Raw genomic sequence first — 15,402 nt, 5'->3', positions numbered from 1 at the left:
AATTTTCGAAAAATCGCTCATGGCGTCTCGATTTCTCCGCTGGTCACCACCCGGTCGCGGCCGGTGCCCTTGGCCCGGTAGAGGGCTTCGTCGGCGCGGGCGATGAGGCCGTCGATGCTTTCGCCGGGGCGCAACTGGGCGACCCCGGCGCTGATGGTGACGGCGATGGCGCCGCCGTCTCCGCCGGGCACCCGCAGATCCTTCATCCGCAGGCGTACCCGCTCCGCGGCCTGCGCCGCCTGCTCCAGGTTGGCCTTGAGCGCCCCCACGAGAAATTCTTCCCCACCGTACCGACAGAGAATGTCGTATTCGCGCAAGGTGTTGCGAAGCACCTCGGCGGTTTCCTGCAAAAAACGGTCGCCAATGAGATGTCCGTGGTTGTCGTTGATCTTTTTGAAAAAGTCGATGTCGAGCAGGATGACGGAAAGGGGGTCGCCGAAGCGGGTACCGCGCCGGGATTCCTCCTGCAGGCGGCGGTAGGTTTCACGGCGGTTGAGCAGGCCGGTGAGAAAATCGCGGGTGGCCATCTCCAGAAGCCGTTCTTCCGCTTTTTTCAAATCCTTGATGAAGACCCGGGAGATAAAGAGGATGACGGCGAGGATCAGGGCGACCAGGCCGATCGCCGAGGCGATGAGGTAAAAGCGGTTTTCCCGCATCTGCGTCAGAGTCGCCGTGGCGTCGAGAGAAACGCTGATGCCGCCGCGAACCACTCCGGGGCGGTAGCCTTGGGCGGCGTGGCAAGCCATGCAGCTCTCCTTGGTGGGGAGCGGCGCCATGTAGCGGAAAATGCTTCGCCCGCCCTCCTCAACGTAACCGTAAGCCTCCGTCTCTCCCCGGGCGAACTTTTCCAGGGCTTGGCGCTCGAAGGCGTCGGGGGAGTTTTGCGGATTCAGGGGCAAGATGCTGGTGATGTGGAAACGGAAGAGCCCCTGACCGGCGGCGATCTCGGAAATTTCGCGGGTAACCAGGGCGGGATTTTTCAGGGTGTAATGGTTCCCCTCCTGGTCCTGGATGACGACCTTCAGTCCCGGAACTTTCAGCAGGTACGGGTTGACCTCCATTCCCGGGGTGAGGGGAACGTAGACCCCGCCGTGCTGGGCGAGCCAGTCGCGGGTCAGCACCACCTCCTGGAAAAACGCCTGCCCTTGTTGGCGCAGTTGGTCTTCGATGAGTTGGTTGGCCTTGTAGCTGAAGCCCCAGAAGACCGAGACCAGAATCAGGCAGATGGCGAGAAAGATCCCCCCCAGATACTTGCGGACGAAGCTGCTGCTGGAAGAGTGCTCAAGGGAATCGGTCAAGCGCGGTTCGATCATGTGGGGGGCCTCTGTCGGCGTGAGCTATTTGGGAGAGATTCTATCATAATTTGTCGCCGAGAACAGGCCGCGTCAGTCAGGGGGCGTTTATCCTCGTTCTTCACATCGTTGTATTTTAATAGTTTGCGCTTCGCCGAGGGTGAAAAAATCGATGGACGCTTCAAGTTCCTGCGAATAGGCGTCGAGAATTTCCGCCGCCGAAGCGATGTCCTCGGCCGCATGGCTGTTTTTCTGGGTCAGTTGGGTGAGGCGGTCGATGGCGACGGTCATCTGCGCCAGACCGAGATCCTGCTCCTTGACGGCGCTGGAAATTTCCTGAACCAGGGTGGCGGTGCGCTCGATTTCCGGCACCATCTGCGTCAGCAACTCTCCGGCTTCACCGGCGACCCGGACGCTGCCGCCGGCCAGGTCGTTGATCTCCCTGGCGGCTTTTTGACACCGCTCCGCCAATTTTCGGACTTCCCCGGCGACGACCGTGAAGCCTTTGCCCTGTTGGCCGGCCCGGACCGCCTCGATGGCCGCGTTAAGGGCGAGCAGGTTGGTTTGTCGGGCGATCTCTTCGATGATGGTGATCTTGCGGGCCATCTCGTTCATGACGTCGACGGTTTTGCCGACGGCATCGCCGCCGAAGGCCGCGTCCTTGGCGGCCCGGTTGGCGATTGTCTCGGTCTGGGCGGCATTGTGGGCGTTTTGGCGCAGATTCGAAGCCATTTCATGCATGGAGGCCGAGGTCTCCTCCACCGACGCCGCCTGGTCGGAGACCCCCTGGGACAATTCCCGGGAGGTCTCGTTCATCTGCGCGCTCTTTTCGGTCAGGCGTCCGGTCACGGCGCGAATGTCGGCGATGGTCCTCCGCAGACGGTCAATCATCCCTTGCAATGAGGTCAGCAGATGGCCGGTTTCGTTCTGCGCCGTCGCGGCGATGCGCACCGACAGATCCCCTTGGGCGACCTGATCGAGCAGAGCCAGGGCCTGTTGCAGGGGGACGACGATGCTGCGCATGATGATGTAGCCGAAGAAGAGGCCGAGCAGGATGACGGCGGCGACGAAGGCCGACAGCCACCGCTGGTTCTGCAGAAAGTTGCTGAGAATTCCGGTGGCGGCCAACCCGCAGGAGTAGCAGGCGACCATCAGGGCCAGTTTGGCTTTGATGCTGAGATCCATGTAGAAACGAAAGAGCGCCATCCGCGATTTCCCCCTCTTCAGCCGCGTAATCGCCGGTTGGTTCGGGCGATAGGGCGAAGGTAAATGGTTTCTTTGAAAGGATAGAAAGGTTTTACGGTTTTGAACCGGGGTTTGGTGGCGATGATTTGCAATTAGCGGACCTCTTTTTCTGGGGTTTGGCGCTTTTCTTCCAGGATTCTGGCCTCTTCAATTCGATCTGAGTATTGCCGTTGGTACGCTAGTTGCTCGAAAAAAGACAATTAAGGATATTTTGGGTCATTTGCCGGAAATTTGACATCGACTCTTTCCCTGCCGTGTCATTCGTCCGACTGTGGCCTCCCCTTGCTCTTCAGGACTTCATCCATGTCGCGTCGTGACCTGATTGCCGGACTGCTGCTGGGACTGGTCGGCTTTGCCGTCAACTGGTTCAAGCTGCCCCTCTTCTTCGACGTCGACTTCCTTTTTGGCTCGATTCTGAGCATGTACGCCCTGCTGCGCTTTGGCCTGGGGGCGGGCGTGCTCGCGGCGGTGGTTGCCGCCAGCTGCACCTGGCTCCATTGGCTGCATCCCTGGGCGATCCTCTCCTTCAGTGTCGAAGCCCTCTGCGTCGGGCTGCTGTTGACCCGTCGGCGGATGGGGCTGATGGCCGGCGCCCTGCTTTTCTGGAGCACGGTTGGCCTGGTACTGGTCTGGTTCTGCTATCATCATCTGCTCGATCTGCCCCACGGCTCGGCCCTGCTCATCGCCCTCAAGCAGGGGGTCAACGGCATTTTCAATGTGCTTATCGCCGAGCTCGTTTTCCTGCTGATCCGGCGTGGGCGGGAGCGGGGGCCTCTCTTTTCCCTCCACGAACGCTTACGCATCATCTTGCAGGGCGTGGTGCTGGTCCCAGCCTTTCTCGTGGTCTATGCGGATATCGCCGACTCTTTTGGCACACAGATGGAATTCATGCGGCAAACGGCCGTCCGCGCCACGGATGTCGCCAGGCTGGCCGTCGCCAACTGGCTCGCGGAGGAGCGGCACAAGGTTCTTTTTCTCGCCGACCTGATCCGCGATCCGGAGACCGCTTCTCCTGAAGAGATGCAACGGATTCTCGACGCTTTCCGCGCGGCGCACAGTGATTCCTTCCGGATCGGGGTGCTAGACGGCCGCCATGTCACCCGCGCCTTTTCTCCGGCTCGCGATGACCTCGGCCGGAGCACGGTCGGAATCGATCTCGGCGATCGCCCCTATGTCGAGCATCTGCGCAAACGGGGGCGCCCCGTGCTGCATGAGGCCTTTGTTGGCAGCATCGGCACGCCCGGCCCCCGCTTGCTCGTCTTCGCGCCGTTCTGGTCGGGGAACGAATACCGGGGAGCCATCTCTCATGCCCTGTCCCTGGAGCATCCGCAAGAGTTGCTGCGCGGGTTGGTGGTACATCGGGAAGGAGTCATCGACATCACGCTGGTCGACAACGATCGCCAGGTGATTCTCTCGACGCGGTCGGAGCGGAAAACCCTCGAACCTTTCACCCTCCCCGCCGATGGCAAGCTGGTTCCTTCCGGCGCTGTCATGCAATGGCTTCCCGAGGCCCGCCCCGGGGTCGGGGCCGTAAAACGCTGGAGCCGCTCCTTCCTCCTGCGCGAGGTCGATCTTTCTGCGGACGACGATTTTCAGCTGGTGGTGGAGATATCCGTCGCCCCCACCATCCGGCTTCTCACCCACCAGACCTCGCTCAACCTCGGGGCGCTCGCCCTGGTGATGCTGCTCGTTTTTGCCTTGTCCCGTTGGGCCAGTCGGCGGCTGCTACGACCGATCGCCGTTCTCGGCCAGGCGACCCGACAGCTTCCCGATCGCCTTCTACGGGGGGAGCGCATCGACTGGGCACCGGCCATCGCCCGGGAAGAAGAGGAGTTGCAAGAGAACTTTCGGCGGATGGAAGAGGCCTTGCAGGGAAGTTTCGACGAGCTGACCGTCATGAAGGAGTGCCTGGAGGAACGGGTCGCCGAACGTACCGCCGAACTTGCGGAAAATCGCCGCTTTCTGGCCGACCTTATCGAAAACAGCGGCACGGTGATCTTCGTCAAGGATCGCGAGCTGCGCTATACCATCGTCAATCGTTCCCTCGAAAAGGTGACGGGGATGGCCCGGGAGGCCGTCCTTGGGCACAGCGATGAGGAGCTCTTTCCTGGGGAGGTTGCAAGCTGCTTCCGGGAAAACGATTTAGAGGTTATGGCCGGCGGTCGGCTGGTGGTCTTCGATGAAACTATGGACGGACCCCAGGGCGTGCGTCACTTCCTCTCCATCAAGTTCCCTACCCACGACGCCGAAGGGCGGGTCAATGGGGTCTGCGGCATGTCCACGGATATCAGCGAGCGCATCCTGGCCGAGCGCGAACTGCGTCGGGCGAAGGAGGCCGCCGAGGCGAGCGAGCGGGCCAAGGCGGTAAGTGAAGAGCGGCTCAATCTGGTGCTGGACGGCGCCCAAGACGCCTTCTGGGATTGGGACCTGGTCCATGACCGGATCGACTTCAGCCGCCATTGGGCGGCGATGCTCGGCTATACCCATGAAGAACTCGAACCGTACGGCGAGTCCTGGGAGCGGCTGGTGCATCCCGAGGACATGCCCGAGGCTATGGAAAAAATTCAGGCCCATCTGGAGGGACACGCTCCCTACATCGAGGCCGAATACCGGGTGCAAACCAAGGAGGGGGAGTGGAAATGGATTCTCGACCGGGGCAAGATCGTCGTATGGGACGCCGCCGGCAAGCCGCTGCGCGCCGCCGGCACCCACGCCGACATCACCCGGCGTAAAATGATCGAAGAAGAACTCCAGACCAAGAGCGCCATGCTCAAGCAGGAGATCAACCAGCGTATTCTCACGCAAGAGGAGCTGAGAGAAAAGCAGGAGCAGCTGGAAATGCTCAATCGCTCCCTCTGCGATCAGGTGGAAAAGTCCGTCGCCGAGCTGCGGCAGAAGGATCAGGTGCTCATCAGCCAGGGGCGGCAGGCGGCCATGGGCGAAATGATCGGCAACATCGCCCACCAGTGGCGGCAGCCCTTGAACGCCCTGGCCATGCTCATCACCAATCTGCAGTTCGCTTGGCGGGACGGGGACCTCAGCGACGACTATCTGGAAGAATCGGCCGCCACCGCCCATCGCCTGATCCAGAAGATGTCGACCACCATCAACGATTTCCGCGACTTCTTCAGCCCCGACAAGGTGCTGACGACCTTCTCCGCTCTCAGCCAGATCCGCCAGGCAATCGCCTTGGTGGAGTCGGGTTTCAAGGCCAACAACATCGCCCTTGCCGTCGAGGACGAGGAGGATTGCCTGGTCAAGGGCTTTCCCAACGAATATTCCCAGGTGTTGCTGAACCTGCTCGGCAACGCCAAGGATGCCATTCTGCAACGCCGTCCGGACTCCGGGCAGGTGGTCGTCAGCCTTGCCGTCGAGCAGGGGCAGGGGGTGGCGCGGGTGCGCGACAACGGCGGCGGCGTGCCGGAAAAGATTATCGACAAGATTTTCGACCCTTATTTTTCCACCAAGAGCATGGGGACCGGCATCGGCCTTTATATGTCCAAGACGATCATCGAGCGCAATATGCACGGGATCATCTCTGTCCGTAATATCGAAGGCGGGTGCGAATTTTCCGTGGCCCTGCCGCTCGCGGAGCAGCCATGACGACTATCGATGAAAAGGATCAAGCATTTTTGAAGGGGCTCACTCTCCTGTATGTGGAGGATGAGGAGGAGGTGCGGGCGCAGTTCGTCCGGTTTCTTTCGCGACTGGTCGGCAAGCTGCTGGTTGCCTGCGACGGCGAGGAGGGGCTGGCGATTTACCATGACCAGGCGCCGCACATGATCCTCACCGATATCCTCATGCCCGTTCGGGACGGGTTGGAGATGGCCCGGGAGATCCGCGCCGTCGACCGGAAAATCCCGATCATCCTGCTGACCGCCTTCGAGCAGATCGAATATCTCAAGAATTCGATCAACATCGGTGTCGACAAGTATGTCACCAAGCCGGTCGACGGCCTGCACCTGCAACGGACCCTGCTGGAATGCGCGCGCCGTCTGCGCCTGGAAGATGATCTGCACAGCGCCGCTCAGACCGATCCCCTGACCGGCTTGGCCAACCGCCGCGAACTGATGAACCGCTTCAAGGCCGAGAGCGCCCGGGTGGAGCGGCATGGCGGCGTCTTTTCCTTTCTGCTCGCCGACATCGATCACTTCAAGCTGGTCAACGATACCTTCGGCCATCCGGCGGGGGATCAGGTGCTCAAGCGCGTCGCCGCCGTGCTGGCGAAATCGAGCCGCGCCGAGGATGTCTGCGGCCGCTGGGGGGGGGAGGAGTTTCTGCTGATGCTGGCCAATACCGACGAGGAGGCGGCGCTGTCGGCGGCGGAAAAGCTGCGCCTGGCGGTGGCGGACCTAGTGACGGTCTGGGAAGAAAAGCCCATAGCCGTCACCCTCAGCTTCGGGGTCGGCTCCTATCGCCCCGGTATGAGCCTGGAAGAGTGCATCACGGCCGTCGACAAAGCCCTCTACCGGGCCAAGGCGAACGGGCGCAACCGCAGCGAGGCGGCGGATGCCGCGCCGGGCGACTAGATAAATTCAGAGACAGTTTGAGGGAAACAAAAAAGGGCCGCGTCGACGGCCCTTTTTTTTATTGGAAAGGTGGCGGGTTGCGGCGAATCAGGTCACTTTCACGCTGCCCGCTTGCCCCTCCCTGGCCGTGCCGATGCGGAAGTCGCCAAGGCCTGCGGCGCGCAGCCGCCCTTGCAACTCGGCGGCCTTTTCCGGGGCAACGGCGATGAGCAGGCCGCCAGAGGTCTGGGGGTCGGCGAGGATGTCGAGTAGTTCCGGGGGGAGGTCGGCGCCGTTAACGACCTGGGGCAGGTAATGCTGACGGTTGTTGTAGCTCCCCTCGGGGACCAGGCCGATGGCGGCCATCTCCACGGCGTGGGGATAGACCTGCAGGGCGGCCGCCTCGATCTCGATCTGGACGCGGCTGGCTTCGGACAGTTCCAGGGCATGGCCGAGCAGGCCGAAACCGGTGACGTCGGTGCAGGCATGGATGCCGATGTCGAGCATGATTTCGGCGGCGGCCTTGTTGAGCTGCTGCATGCCGGCGATGGCGTCGGCGATATCCCCTTCGCTCAGCACCTCCCCCTTGAGGGCGGTGGCCAGAATGCCGGTGCCGAGGGGCTTGGTCAGAATCAGGGCGTCGCCGGGGAGCGCGCCTAGGGTCGAGACCAGTCGCGCCGGGTCGACCAGCCCGGTGACGGCCATGCCGTACTTGGGTTCGTCGTCCTCCACCGTATGCCCGCCGACGATCACCGCCCCGGCTTCCCGCACCTTCTCGGCGCCGCCGCGCAGGATTTCCACCAGCATCTCCTGGGGCAGGCAGCGGGGGAAGCCGATGAGATTCATCACCGTCAACGGTCGGGCGCCCATGGCGTAGATGTCCGACAGGGCGTTGGCCCCGACGATGCGGCCGAAGGTGGCGGGATCGTTGACGATCGGCGTGAAGTAGTCGATCGACTGGACCAGGGCGCAATCCAGCCTGAGGCGATAAACCCCGGCGTCGGCGTAGGGGATCGCGTTGGAAAGGAGATTTTCATCCTCGAAAACCGGCAGTTGGCGCAGCACCTGCGCCAGTGGCCCGGGGGCCAGCTTGGCGGCTCAGCCGCTGGTTTTGGAGAGCGCGGTGAGCTTGATCGGCTGATCGGTCATCTTATCCTCATCTTTCGGGAACCTTCGGCAGTTGCCAGGCCACCCGCAGGTCTTCCTTGCGCAGGGTGTATTTCTGCCGGTCGAAATATTCGAGCAGCGCTTGGGTCTGTTTGCGAGCGCTGCCGAGCAGGTCGCGGAACTCGGCCATGGTCAGGGTCTCATGTGCGGCGAAGTGCCCGATCAATTGGGTCAGGGCCTGATTATAGCAGTCCCGGTGGAGAAAACTTTCTTCGTTGAGCTTGATCAGCCGACCGTCGGCGAAGAGCAGGGTGAAGCAGTCCTCGGCCGTGTCCGGGTCGAGGCGCAGCTGTTCGAGCATGGCGTTGCGGTTCTTGGCCTGCACTCCCTCGGCGCGGTAGGTCGCTTCAAGCAGGTCGATGACCTTTTGCTGGGCCGCCGTCGGGGTCGGCGCGAAGTCCGGCAGGCGCAGCCATTCCTGCTGCTGGACCAGTTCGCCGGCGGCCAGGGCCTCGGCCAGCAGTTGCTCGTAGCCCTTGGGGGCGAGCTTGGTGGGGAGCGCTCCCTTGAGGGTGGCGTGGGGGATGCCGGGCTGCAAGGGGTGCTGCTCGTGATACTGGCGGGTTGCCTCGGTCAGGCGCCGCCGCCAGGCGCGCGAGGTCTCCGTCGTCAGCCATTGATCCCCCAGGCGGGCGGCGCGGCCGTCCTCACCCAGGCTCGCCAGGTGCTGCTCGATGCGCTCCCGTCCCAGGCCCGAGGCGAGTTCCAGATCCTTGACCCGGGCGCAGGTCTGTTCGCTGAGCTTTTGCAGCAGAAAGGCCATCTCCCCCGATTCCAGCGCTTTGAGCGCGGCCATCACCTCGTCGCGGAAGCGTTTATGTTTGATCGGCGCCGGGTCGATCACCAGCCCGCCGCCGATGGTCGTCATCGGTGAATAGGAGCGGATGATGAAGCGGTCCTGGCGGTGGGCGACCAGCGGCCGGTCGAGGTGGATCTGCACCAGGGCGCTCTCCCCCGGCTCCAGTTGGTCGCGGTCGAGCAGGGCGACGATGCCGATGACCCGGGCGGTGCCGAGATAGAAATGGACGGGATCGCGGAACTTGAGCGGGCGGGGGGCCGAGGGGAGCAGGGTCAGTCGGGCGTCGAGGCGCTCGGTCTGCTCGAAGATGCCCGGCGCGCCGACTACCGCCCCGCGTTGCAGGCGGTCGCGGTCGAGTCCGGCCAGGTTGAGGGCGACCCGCTGCCCAGCCCGGGCCTCGCTCAGTTTGTTGCCGTGCACCTGGATTTCCCGCACGCGCACGGTCAGCCCGGGCGGAATGACCTCCACCGCGTCCCCCGGCCGCACCGTGCCGGAGAGCAGGGTGCCGGTGACGACGGTGCCGAAACCGGCGACGCTGAAGTGGCGATCGACCGGCAGACGCAAGGGGCCGTCGGCATCCTTGGGCGGCAGGTGTTTCACCGCCTCGGCGATGGCCGTCGTCAGTTCCGGCATGCCTTCGCCGGTCAGAGACGAAACCCGCAGGCAGGGGGCGTTTTTGAGAAAGGTCGCGGCGACCTCCTCGCGGATCTCCTCCTCGACGATGTCGATCCAGTCCGGCTCGGCCAGGTCGCATTTGGTGAGAACGAGAATCCCCTGGCGGACGTCGAGCAGTTGCAGAATTTGCAAGTGCTCACGGGTCTGGGGCATGACCCCTTCGTTGACGTCCACCACCAGCAGCACCAGATCGATGCCGCCGATACCGGCGAGCATGTTGTGGATGAAACGCTCATGACCGGGGACGTCGACCACCCCGGCCACCTGGCCGCCGGGCAAGCGAAAGGCGGCGAAGCCCAGGTCGATGGAGATGCCCCGTTCCTGTTCTTCTTTGAGGCGGTCCGTTTCCTGGCCGGTGAGGGCGCGGATCAGGGCGGTCTTGCCGTGGTCGACGTGACCGGCGGTGCCGATGATGATATGGCGCTGTTGGGACATGCGTCTGGATTCCCGCGGAGGCTCTCGCCCCTGTAAATCTGGGGCCGGAGTCGGTCTTCAGGTTGATAGATAGAGATAATGCGATGGATCAGTCGGGGAAAAATAGCATGGCGGGGGGAAAAGCACAAGGCAGGCGTGGCGGAGGGGGCGGGGTGTCCCGTCGGTGACGGGACACCCCGAAGGATGAATCAGTAGGTGCGGGCCGGAATGGGGATGAAGAAGCGTGAAGGCCGCTGGTCGCGGGGGACATCCTGCTCGATCGTCACTCCGGCGAAGGTGATTTTGGAGCTGTAGGGCAGCTCAGGATCGATCCCTTGGGAGCGAAAGAGTTGTTCGACCTCGCGGGGAGGTCGGCCGAAAATCTGTTCCAGAGGAAAGTCGACGCGCATGGGTTGAGCCTTTCTTTATTGAAGATGATGGATTTTTGATGATGACCAAGGTTGAAACTATATGTTAGCAAGATGCGGGCCAAGATTCTTGTTGAGCATGAAGCCAGGAAAAGTCCGGTCTTCGCGCGCAGTGAATGCTTGTTCTTCCGCCCTCTTGGTCTATTTGTGAGTCAAAATGCCCCATCGCTGATCAATTTTGATCCATCCCGGGGTAGGCGGTGAAATGCCCGACTCGAAACCGCGATGCCGCGTACCTGGTAACAATGATACATCGTTTTATTATTTTACAAGAAAGAATTTTCTTATAAATCAAATAGATTTGAAAGATTCCGTGGTGGCGGATCGTGCCGGATGCCGTTGGGGGGAAGATGAACGGTTCGTTCTTGGAGAGTGTTTTGAAGATTGAAGAGGTGTTTGTGAAAATGCCGCCGGAATGGAACATCCCGGCGGCATGGGGGAGGCGGGACGGATCAGGGGCGGACGACGCGCCCGGCGCGGGTCAGCTGCTCGACGGTGTCGAGCATATTGGTGGGGCGGCCGACTTTGAGTTTGTCTTTAAGCCCGAAAAATTCCAGGCAGAGGCCGCAGGAGGCGATGTCGGCACCGTTGCAGGCGAGTTTTTCCAGCGGTTCGATGACGTCGGAGCCTTCGGTGGTCAGTCTGACCCCACCATTGACGAAGAGGATGGCGTCGGGAGGTGTCTCCAGTTCGGCCAGGGTGAAAATGAAGTTTTTCATCAGAATATGTCCAAGGTCGTTATCCCCCGCACCCATGACGTCGGCGGCCACATAAACGACGGTTTTTCCCTGGGCCGGGACGACGGCCTCTGCGCTAGGCAGGGCGCCGGGGGTAATCTCCAGGGCGAAGCCGTCTTCGTTGGCAGTGGCCTGGACCTGACAACGGAGGTTCAGGGCGAGGCGGGAGACATTCTGCCGGGCGGTGTCGTCGCCGACCAGCACGGTCAGGGGTTCATCCGGATCGGCCAGCAACTGTTTGCGGGTCTCGACCACCGGGCCGGGGCATTTCTGCAAGCGGCAATCAAGGGTTTTCATCGGCGAAAAACCTCCTTCTTCCTGGGCTTGGGATTCGAAATCTTTTTGACAAGCGTTTCCTGGCGCGGCATGGTGTCGGGGATCGGCAGGGCCGGTCGCGAACGTCAACAGCCATCACGGAGGATTGTCATGAAAAAAATGTTTTTGGCCGGGTGCCTGGCGCTTCTGCTCTGCGCCTGTGGCGACCGGGCGAAAGATCTTTACGACACCGCCCAACTCGAAGAGCGGCAGTATAACGCTGAGCACGCCCGGCAGCTTTACGGGGAAATCCTGCAAAAATATCCCGATTCCCCCTACGCCGCCCAGGCCCGGGAGCGTCTGGCGGAACTGGAAAAACCCTAAAGCCGTTCAGATTGTTCTTGGTAGCGGCGCCAACCGGGCGATCGATTCCACGTGTGGGGTCTGGGGGAACATGTCGACCGGCTGGACCGCTTCGGTTCCGTAGCCGAGGCGGTGCAGGATCTCCAAGTCCCGGGCCAGGGTCTCGGGATTGCAGGAGACGTAGATGATCGTGCGCGGCTCCAGGCCCGCCAGTTCGGTCAAAACCTCCTCGGCGCAGCCGCCCCGGGGGGGATTGAGCACGGCGACGCTCCCCGGCGGCAGCTCCCCGGCCAGGTCGTGGATCAGTTCGGCGGCGTCGCCGGCGATGAAGGCGCAGTTGTTGCGCTCGTTCATGCGGGCATTTTCTCGGGCATTGCGTACCGCCTCTTCGCTGACTTCGATGCCGATCACCCGGGCGGCGTCCCGGGCCAGATTGAGGGCGATACCGCCGATGCCGCAGTAAAGATCGACGGCGATCTCTCCCGGTTTCAGTCCGGCCCACTGGCGCACCTGGGCATAGATGCGTGCCGCCTGCTCGTTGTGCACCTGAAAGAAAGAAGTCGGCGCAATGCGCAGGCGGATCTCCCCCACCTGATCGATGAGATCGGGCACTCCCAGCATTTTCAGCGTTTCCCGCCCGAAAATCACATTCCCCTCGGCGCTGTTGATGTTCTGCTGCACCGAGACGACCTCCGGCACCTTTTTCATCAGCCACTTGCCGAGATGGGTGAGATCCCGGAAATTGCGCTCGGAGCAGACGAAGGTGACCATCGCCCGGTTCGCCGCCGGAGCGACCTTGATCGTCAGGTAGCGCAACAGACCCCGTTTACTGCGCGGGTTATATAGATAGACATCCTGCCGGGCGATCTCTTCCTTGACCACGGCGACGATGCGGTTGATCAGGGGATGATGCAGAGGGCAGTCGGCGATATCCACCACCGCGTGGCTGCCCCGGCGATAGAGGCCGATCTTGACTTCCCCCCGTTCCTTGGCCATCACCAGTTTGGCGTTGGTGCGGTAGCCGAGGCGCTGCTCGGCTTCCAGGATGGGGAGTACCGGCACTTCGGCAAGCAGCGTCCGGTTGCTCAGGTGGCGACGGACCTTGGCTTCCTTGAAGCGCAACTGGGCCGGGTAGTTCATGGCGATGAGCGAACAGCCCTGGCAGTCCTGGGCGCGTTTACAACTCGGCACGCCTCGCTCGACGCTCTTGCGGAGCACTTTGCGCAACTGGCCGATGATGCGCCGCTGCCCTTCATGCTCGATGGCGAAGGTCACCTTTTCGCCGGGCAGGGCGCCGGCGATGAGCACTTCCTTGGTCTGGTAATAGCCGATCCCGAGCCCCTCGTCGTCGAGGCGGTTGATATCCAACTCGATGGGAGGCTCCGGAACGCGGCGTTTCGATTTCTGATCTTTCGGTGGTTTTACCGGTGGTTTGGCCATCTATTTCATACCTGTCGGATCGGGGTAAAGGGATGTGGCACCTTACCTTGTGTCCCGGATGCTGTCAATTTGTTCGAAAGGGTGTTTTTCAGCACGGCACCCCCTTTGTTCGGCTCCTCCTTGCATTTTCTGACTTTTTTGGTCAAATTATGAGAGAGGTCAACGAACAATCCCCATTCAACCAAGGAGACAGCAAATGAAAAGACGCATTTTCCTCCTCGCCCTGGCCCTTTTTTGTGCCATGGCCGTGATGACCGGCGCCGCCCTGGCGCAGCCCTTTACGCTGCCCGCGCTGCCCTACGCCAGCGATGCCCTGGAGCCCTATGTCGATAAACTGACCATGGAGATCCACCACGGTCTGCATCATCAGGGCTACGTCAACAATCTCAACGCCCAGGTCAAGACCTTTCCCGAACTGGAAGGGATGGCCCTCGAAGGCATGATGGCGAAAATCTCCAGCTTCAACCCAGCGGTACGCAACAACGGCGGCGGCCATTACAATCACGATTTCTTCTGGAAGGTCATGGCGCCGGCAGGAACCGGCGGGGCGCCCTCGGCGGAACTGAGTGCGGCGATCAACCAGGCCTTCGGTTCCCTCGATGAGCTGAAAAAACAGTTCAACCAGGCCGGCGCGACCCGTTTCGGCTCGGGCTGGGCATGGTTGATCGTCACTCCTGAAAAGAAACTCGCCGTCACCTCCACCGCCAACCAGGACAACCCCCTCATGGATATCGCCGAGGTCAAGGGTACCCCGATCCTCGCCATCGACGTCTGGGAGCATGCCTACTATCTCAGCTACCAGAACCGCCGGGCGGCCTATCTCAACCAGTGGTGGCAGGTGGTGAACTGGAACGAAGTCAACCGCCGCTTCGCCGAGGCGCTACGCTAGAAAGCAAGCCGTTTACAAGAACTGTCAAAAATAACAGCCGCTCCGGGGTGCGAATCCCGCGAGCGGCTGTTTTTGTTAGGAGCGCTTGTCCCTGGGCGTGGGGCTTCAGTTTCTCTTGCGCCGGCCGATCAGCCCGATTCCGACCAGCCCCGCGCCGAGAAGGAGCAGGGTCGAGGGCTCGGGAATCGGCGTTACCGCCAACCTGGGGCCGGCAACGGCGGTATTTTCCCGGGAGGCCACGGCGTGAATGTAATTGTTGTCGCCGATCTGGTTGGTGGTTCGCGCCAGGACGAGGGTGGCGATGTCGTTGGTATCGCTGTTCAGGAAGTCGACAAATGCCTGGCTGGTAAAGTCGAAAGCGCCTAACCCCTTGCCGGTGAGACTGAAGGTGCCGAGTGAGGCAAGGCCGTCGGCGTTCGTATAAACCCGGCTGGGGGAGTTGTCCCAGGTGATGCTGTTCTCTCCCCATCCGTCGAGGCTCTCATTGGTCAGGCCGAAAAGTTCGAACGAATAGTTGATCGTGTCGCTGGTTATCCCCCGAGCGCTGTCGATGAAATTAAGGGAAAACGTGGCATCGGCAATCGCCGTATGGGAGAGACTGCTCAGATCAAAACCGAAATAGCTGATGCGGGTCCAGACGGTATTGTCCTGCCGTTTGATGAGATCCACGGGGGCGGTACCGAAGTTCGTTGATGGCAGGCCGCTTTCAATATAAGAGTCTTTCGCGGCGGTCAGGGTCAGGGCCTGAGCCGTGGAAAAGCTGAGGGTCGTGAAGAGGGCGACGGCAAGAACGGTCATTAAATGTCTCATGGGCTCCATCCTTTTGAGGAAAAGAAAGCATATCTATCAGAAAGATTAGCAAGAACCGCGCCTTTTTCTAATCTGCCGTTTTTTCGATCTTTTTGGTTCTCGGTGGCGACGTTGCCTCGATAATGTGTAAGATTTCCCGACGGTCATGTCCGGATTTCCTTACGGTAAACAAAGGTTTCTTCTCGACGAATCACGAGCCGGTTCAAGCCTCCATGGTCGGGTAGAGTAGAGGGCAGGTTTACACAGCTTTAGGCTCGGCTTATCCGTTTCCGTCCCTTTCGTCCGACGGTGTCTAAATGGCCTTGCCGTGGCTGTTTGGACCAGCCCTCCCTCATCAAACCGTGCGTGCGGTTTTCCCGCACACGGCTTTCCGATGTTCT

General features: G+C 61.4%; 12 protein-coding genes. 4 read left to right on the top strand and 8 right to left on the bottom strand.

Annotated elements, in window-relative coordinates; translation table 11 throughout:
- Nucleotides 1-17: 17 nt before the first annotated feature.
- Both BQ4888_RS04550 and BQ4888_RS04545 read right to left on the bottom strand, forming a co-directional pair.
- Entirely contained in the window at nt 18-1,313 is a 1,296-nt protein-coding gene (locus BQ4888_RS04550) for a diguanylate cyclase (protein ID WP_092054226.1), read from the bottom strand.
- Between the two features lie 87 nt (nt 1,314-1,400).
- On the bottom strand, nt 1,401-2,498 hold the full coding sequence (locus BQ4888_RS04545) for a methyl-accepting chemotaxis protein (protein ID WP_092054225.1): 1,098 nt from the start codon (nt 2,496-2,498) through the stop codon (nt 1,401-1,403).
- 342 nt (nt 2,499-2,840) lie between these two features.
- On the opposite strand from BQ4888_RS04545, the gene BQ4888_RS04540 reads away from it, so the two are divergent.
- Together BQ4888_RS04540 and BQ4888_RS04535 are read left to right on the top strand one after the other, a co-directional pair.
- Nucleotides 2,841-6,140 (top strand): PAS domain S-box protein, encoded by a 3,300-nt coding sequence (locus BQ4888_RS04540; protein ID WP_092054222.1) that lies wholly within the window; start codon nt 2,841-2,843, stop codon nt 6,138-6,140.
- Nucleotides 6,137-7,066 (top strand): GGDEF domain-containing protein, encoded by a 930-nt coding sequence (locus BQ4888_RS04535; protein WP_092054221.1) that lies wholly within the window; start codon nt 6,137-6,139, stop codon nt 7,064-7,066. Before BQ4888_RS04540 ends, BQ4888_RS04535 begins: the two co-directional genes overlap by 4 nt.
- An 87-nt stretch (nt 7,067-7,153) precedes the next feature.
- Here BQ4888_RS04535 and selD read toward each other — a convergent pair whose 3' ends face one another.
- The 4 genes from selD to yedF form a co-directional block, all read right to left on the bottom strand.
- A complete protein-coding gene (selD, locus tag BQ4888_RS04530) occupies nt 7,154-8,194 on the bottom strand; it encodes a selenide, water dikinase SelD (protein WP_092054218.1) in 1,041 nt (346 codons plus the stop codon).
- Between the two features lie 7 nt (nt 8,195-8,201).
- Entirely contained in the window at nt 8,202-10,121 is a 1,920-nt protein-coding gene (selB, locus tag BQ4888_RS04525) for a selenocysteine-specific translation elongation factor (RefSeq protein WP_092054217.1), read from the bottom strand.
- Between the two features lie 188 nt (nt 10,122-10,309).
- Nucleotides 10,310-10,510 (bottom strand): hypothetical protein, encoded by a 201-nt coding sequence (locus tag BQ4888_RS04520; RefSeq protein WP_092054214.1) that lies wholly within the window; start codon nt 10,508-10,510, stop codon nt 10,310-10,312.
- 470 nt (nt 10,511-10,980) lie between these two features.
- Nucleotides 10,981-11,562 (bottom strand): sulfurtransferase-like selenium metabolism protein YedF, encoded by a 582-nt coding sequence (yedF, locus tag BQ4888_RS04515; protein WP_092054211.1) that lies wholly within the window; start codon nt 11,560-11,562, stop codon nt 10,981-10,983.
- Between the two features lie 129 nt (nt 11,563-11,691).
- On the opposite strand from yedF, the gene BQ4888_RS04510 reads away from it, so the two are divergent.
- Nucleotides 11,692-11,904 (top strand): tetratricopeptide repeat protein, encoded by a 213-nt coding sequence (locus BQ4888_RS04510; RefSeq protein WP_092054209.1) that lies wholly within the window; start codon nt 11,692-11,694, stop codon nt 11,902-11,904.
- A gap of 6 nt (nt 11,905-11,910) precedes the next feature.
- Here the strand turns inward: BQ4888_RS04510 and rlmD are convergent, their stop codons facing one another.
- Nucleotides 11,911-13,323 carry a 23S rRNA (uracil(1939)-C(5))-methyltransferase RlmD gene (gene rlmD / locus BQ4888_RS04505; protein ID WP_092054206.1) on the bottom strand — a complete coding sequence of 471 codons (1,413 nt, stop codon included), beginning with the start codon at nt 13,321-13,323 and terminating at the stop codon, nt 11,911-11,913.
- Between the two features lie 196 nt (nt 13,324-13,519).
- Between rlmD and BQ4888_RS04500 the strand changes: the two genes are divergently transcribed.
- Nucleotides 13,520-14,212, top strand: coding sequence for a superoxide dismutase (locus BQ4888_RS04500; protein ID WP_092054204.1), 693 nt, complete (start codon nt 13,520-13,522; stop codon nt 14,210-14,212).
- 105 nt (nt 14,213-14,317) lie between these two features.
- Here the strand turns inward: BQ4888_RS04500 and BQ4888_RS04495 are convergent, their stop codons facing one another.
- A complete protein-coding gene (locus tag BQ4888_RS04495; RefSeq protein WP_092054201.1) occupies nt 14,318-15,022 on the bottom strand; it encodes a DNRLRE domain-containing protein in 705 nt (234 codons plus the stop codon).
- Nucleotides 15,023-15,402 lie beyond the last annotated feature (380 nt).

The sequence above is a fragment of the Desulfuromonas acetexigens genome, from assembly GCF_900111775.1.
GTDB classification, from domain to species: domain Bacteria; phylum Desulfobacterota; class Desulfuromonadia; order Desulfuromonadales; family Trichloromonadaceae; genus Trichloromonas; species Trichloromonas acetexigens.
This window is presented reverse-complemented; position numbering and strand designations above follow the sequence as displayed.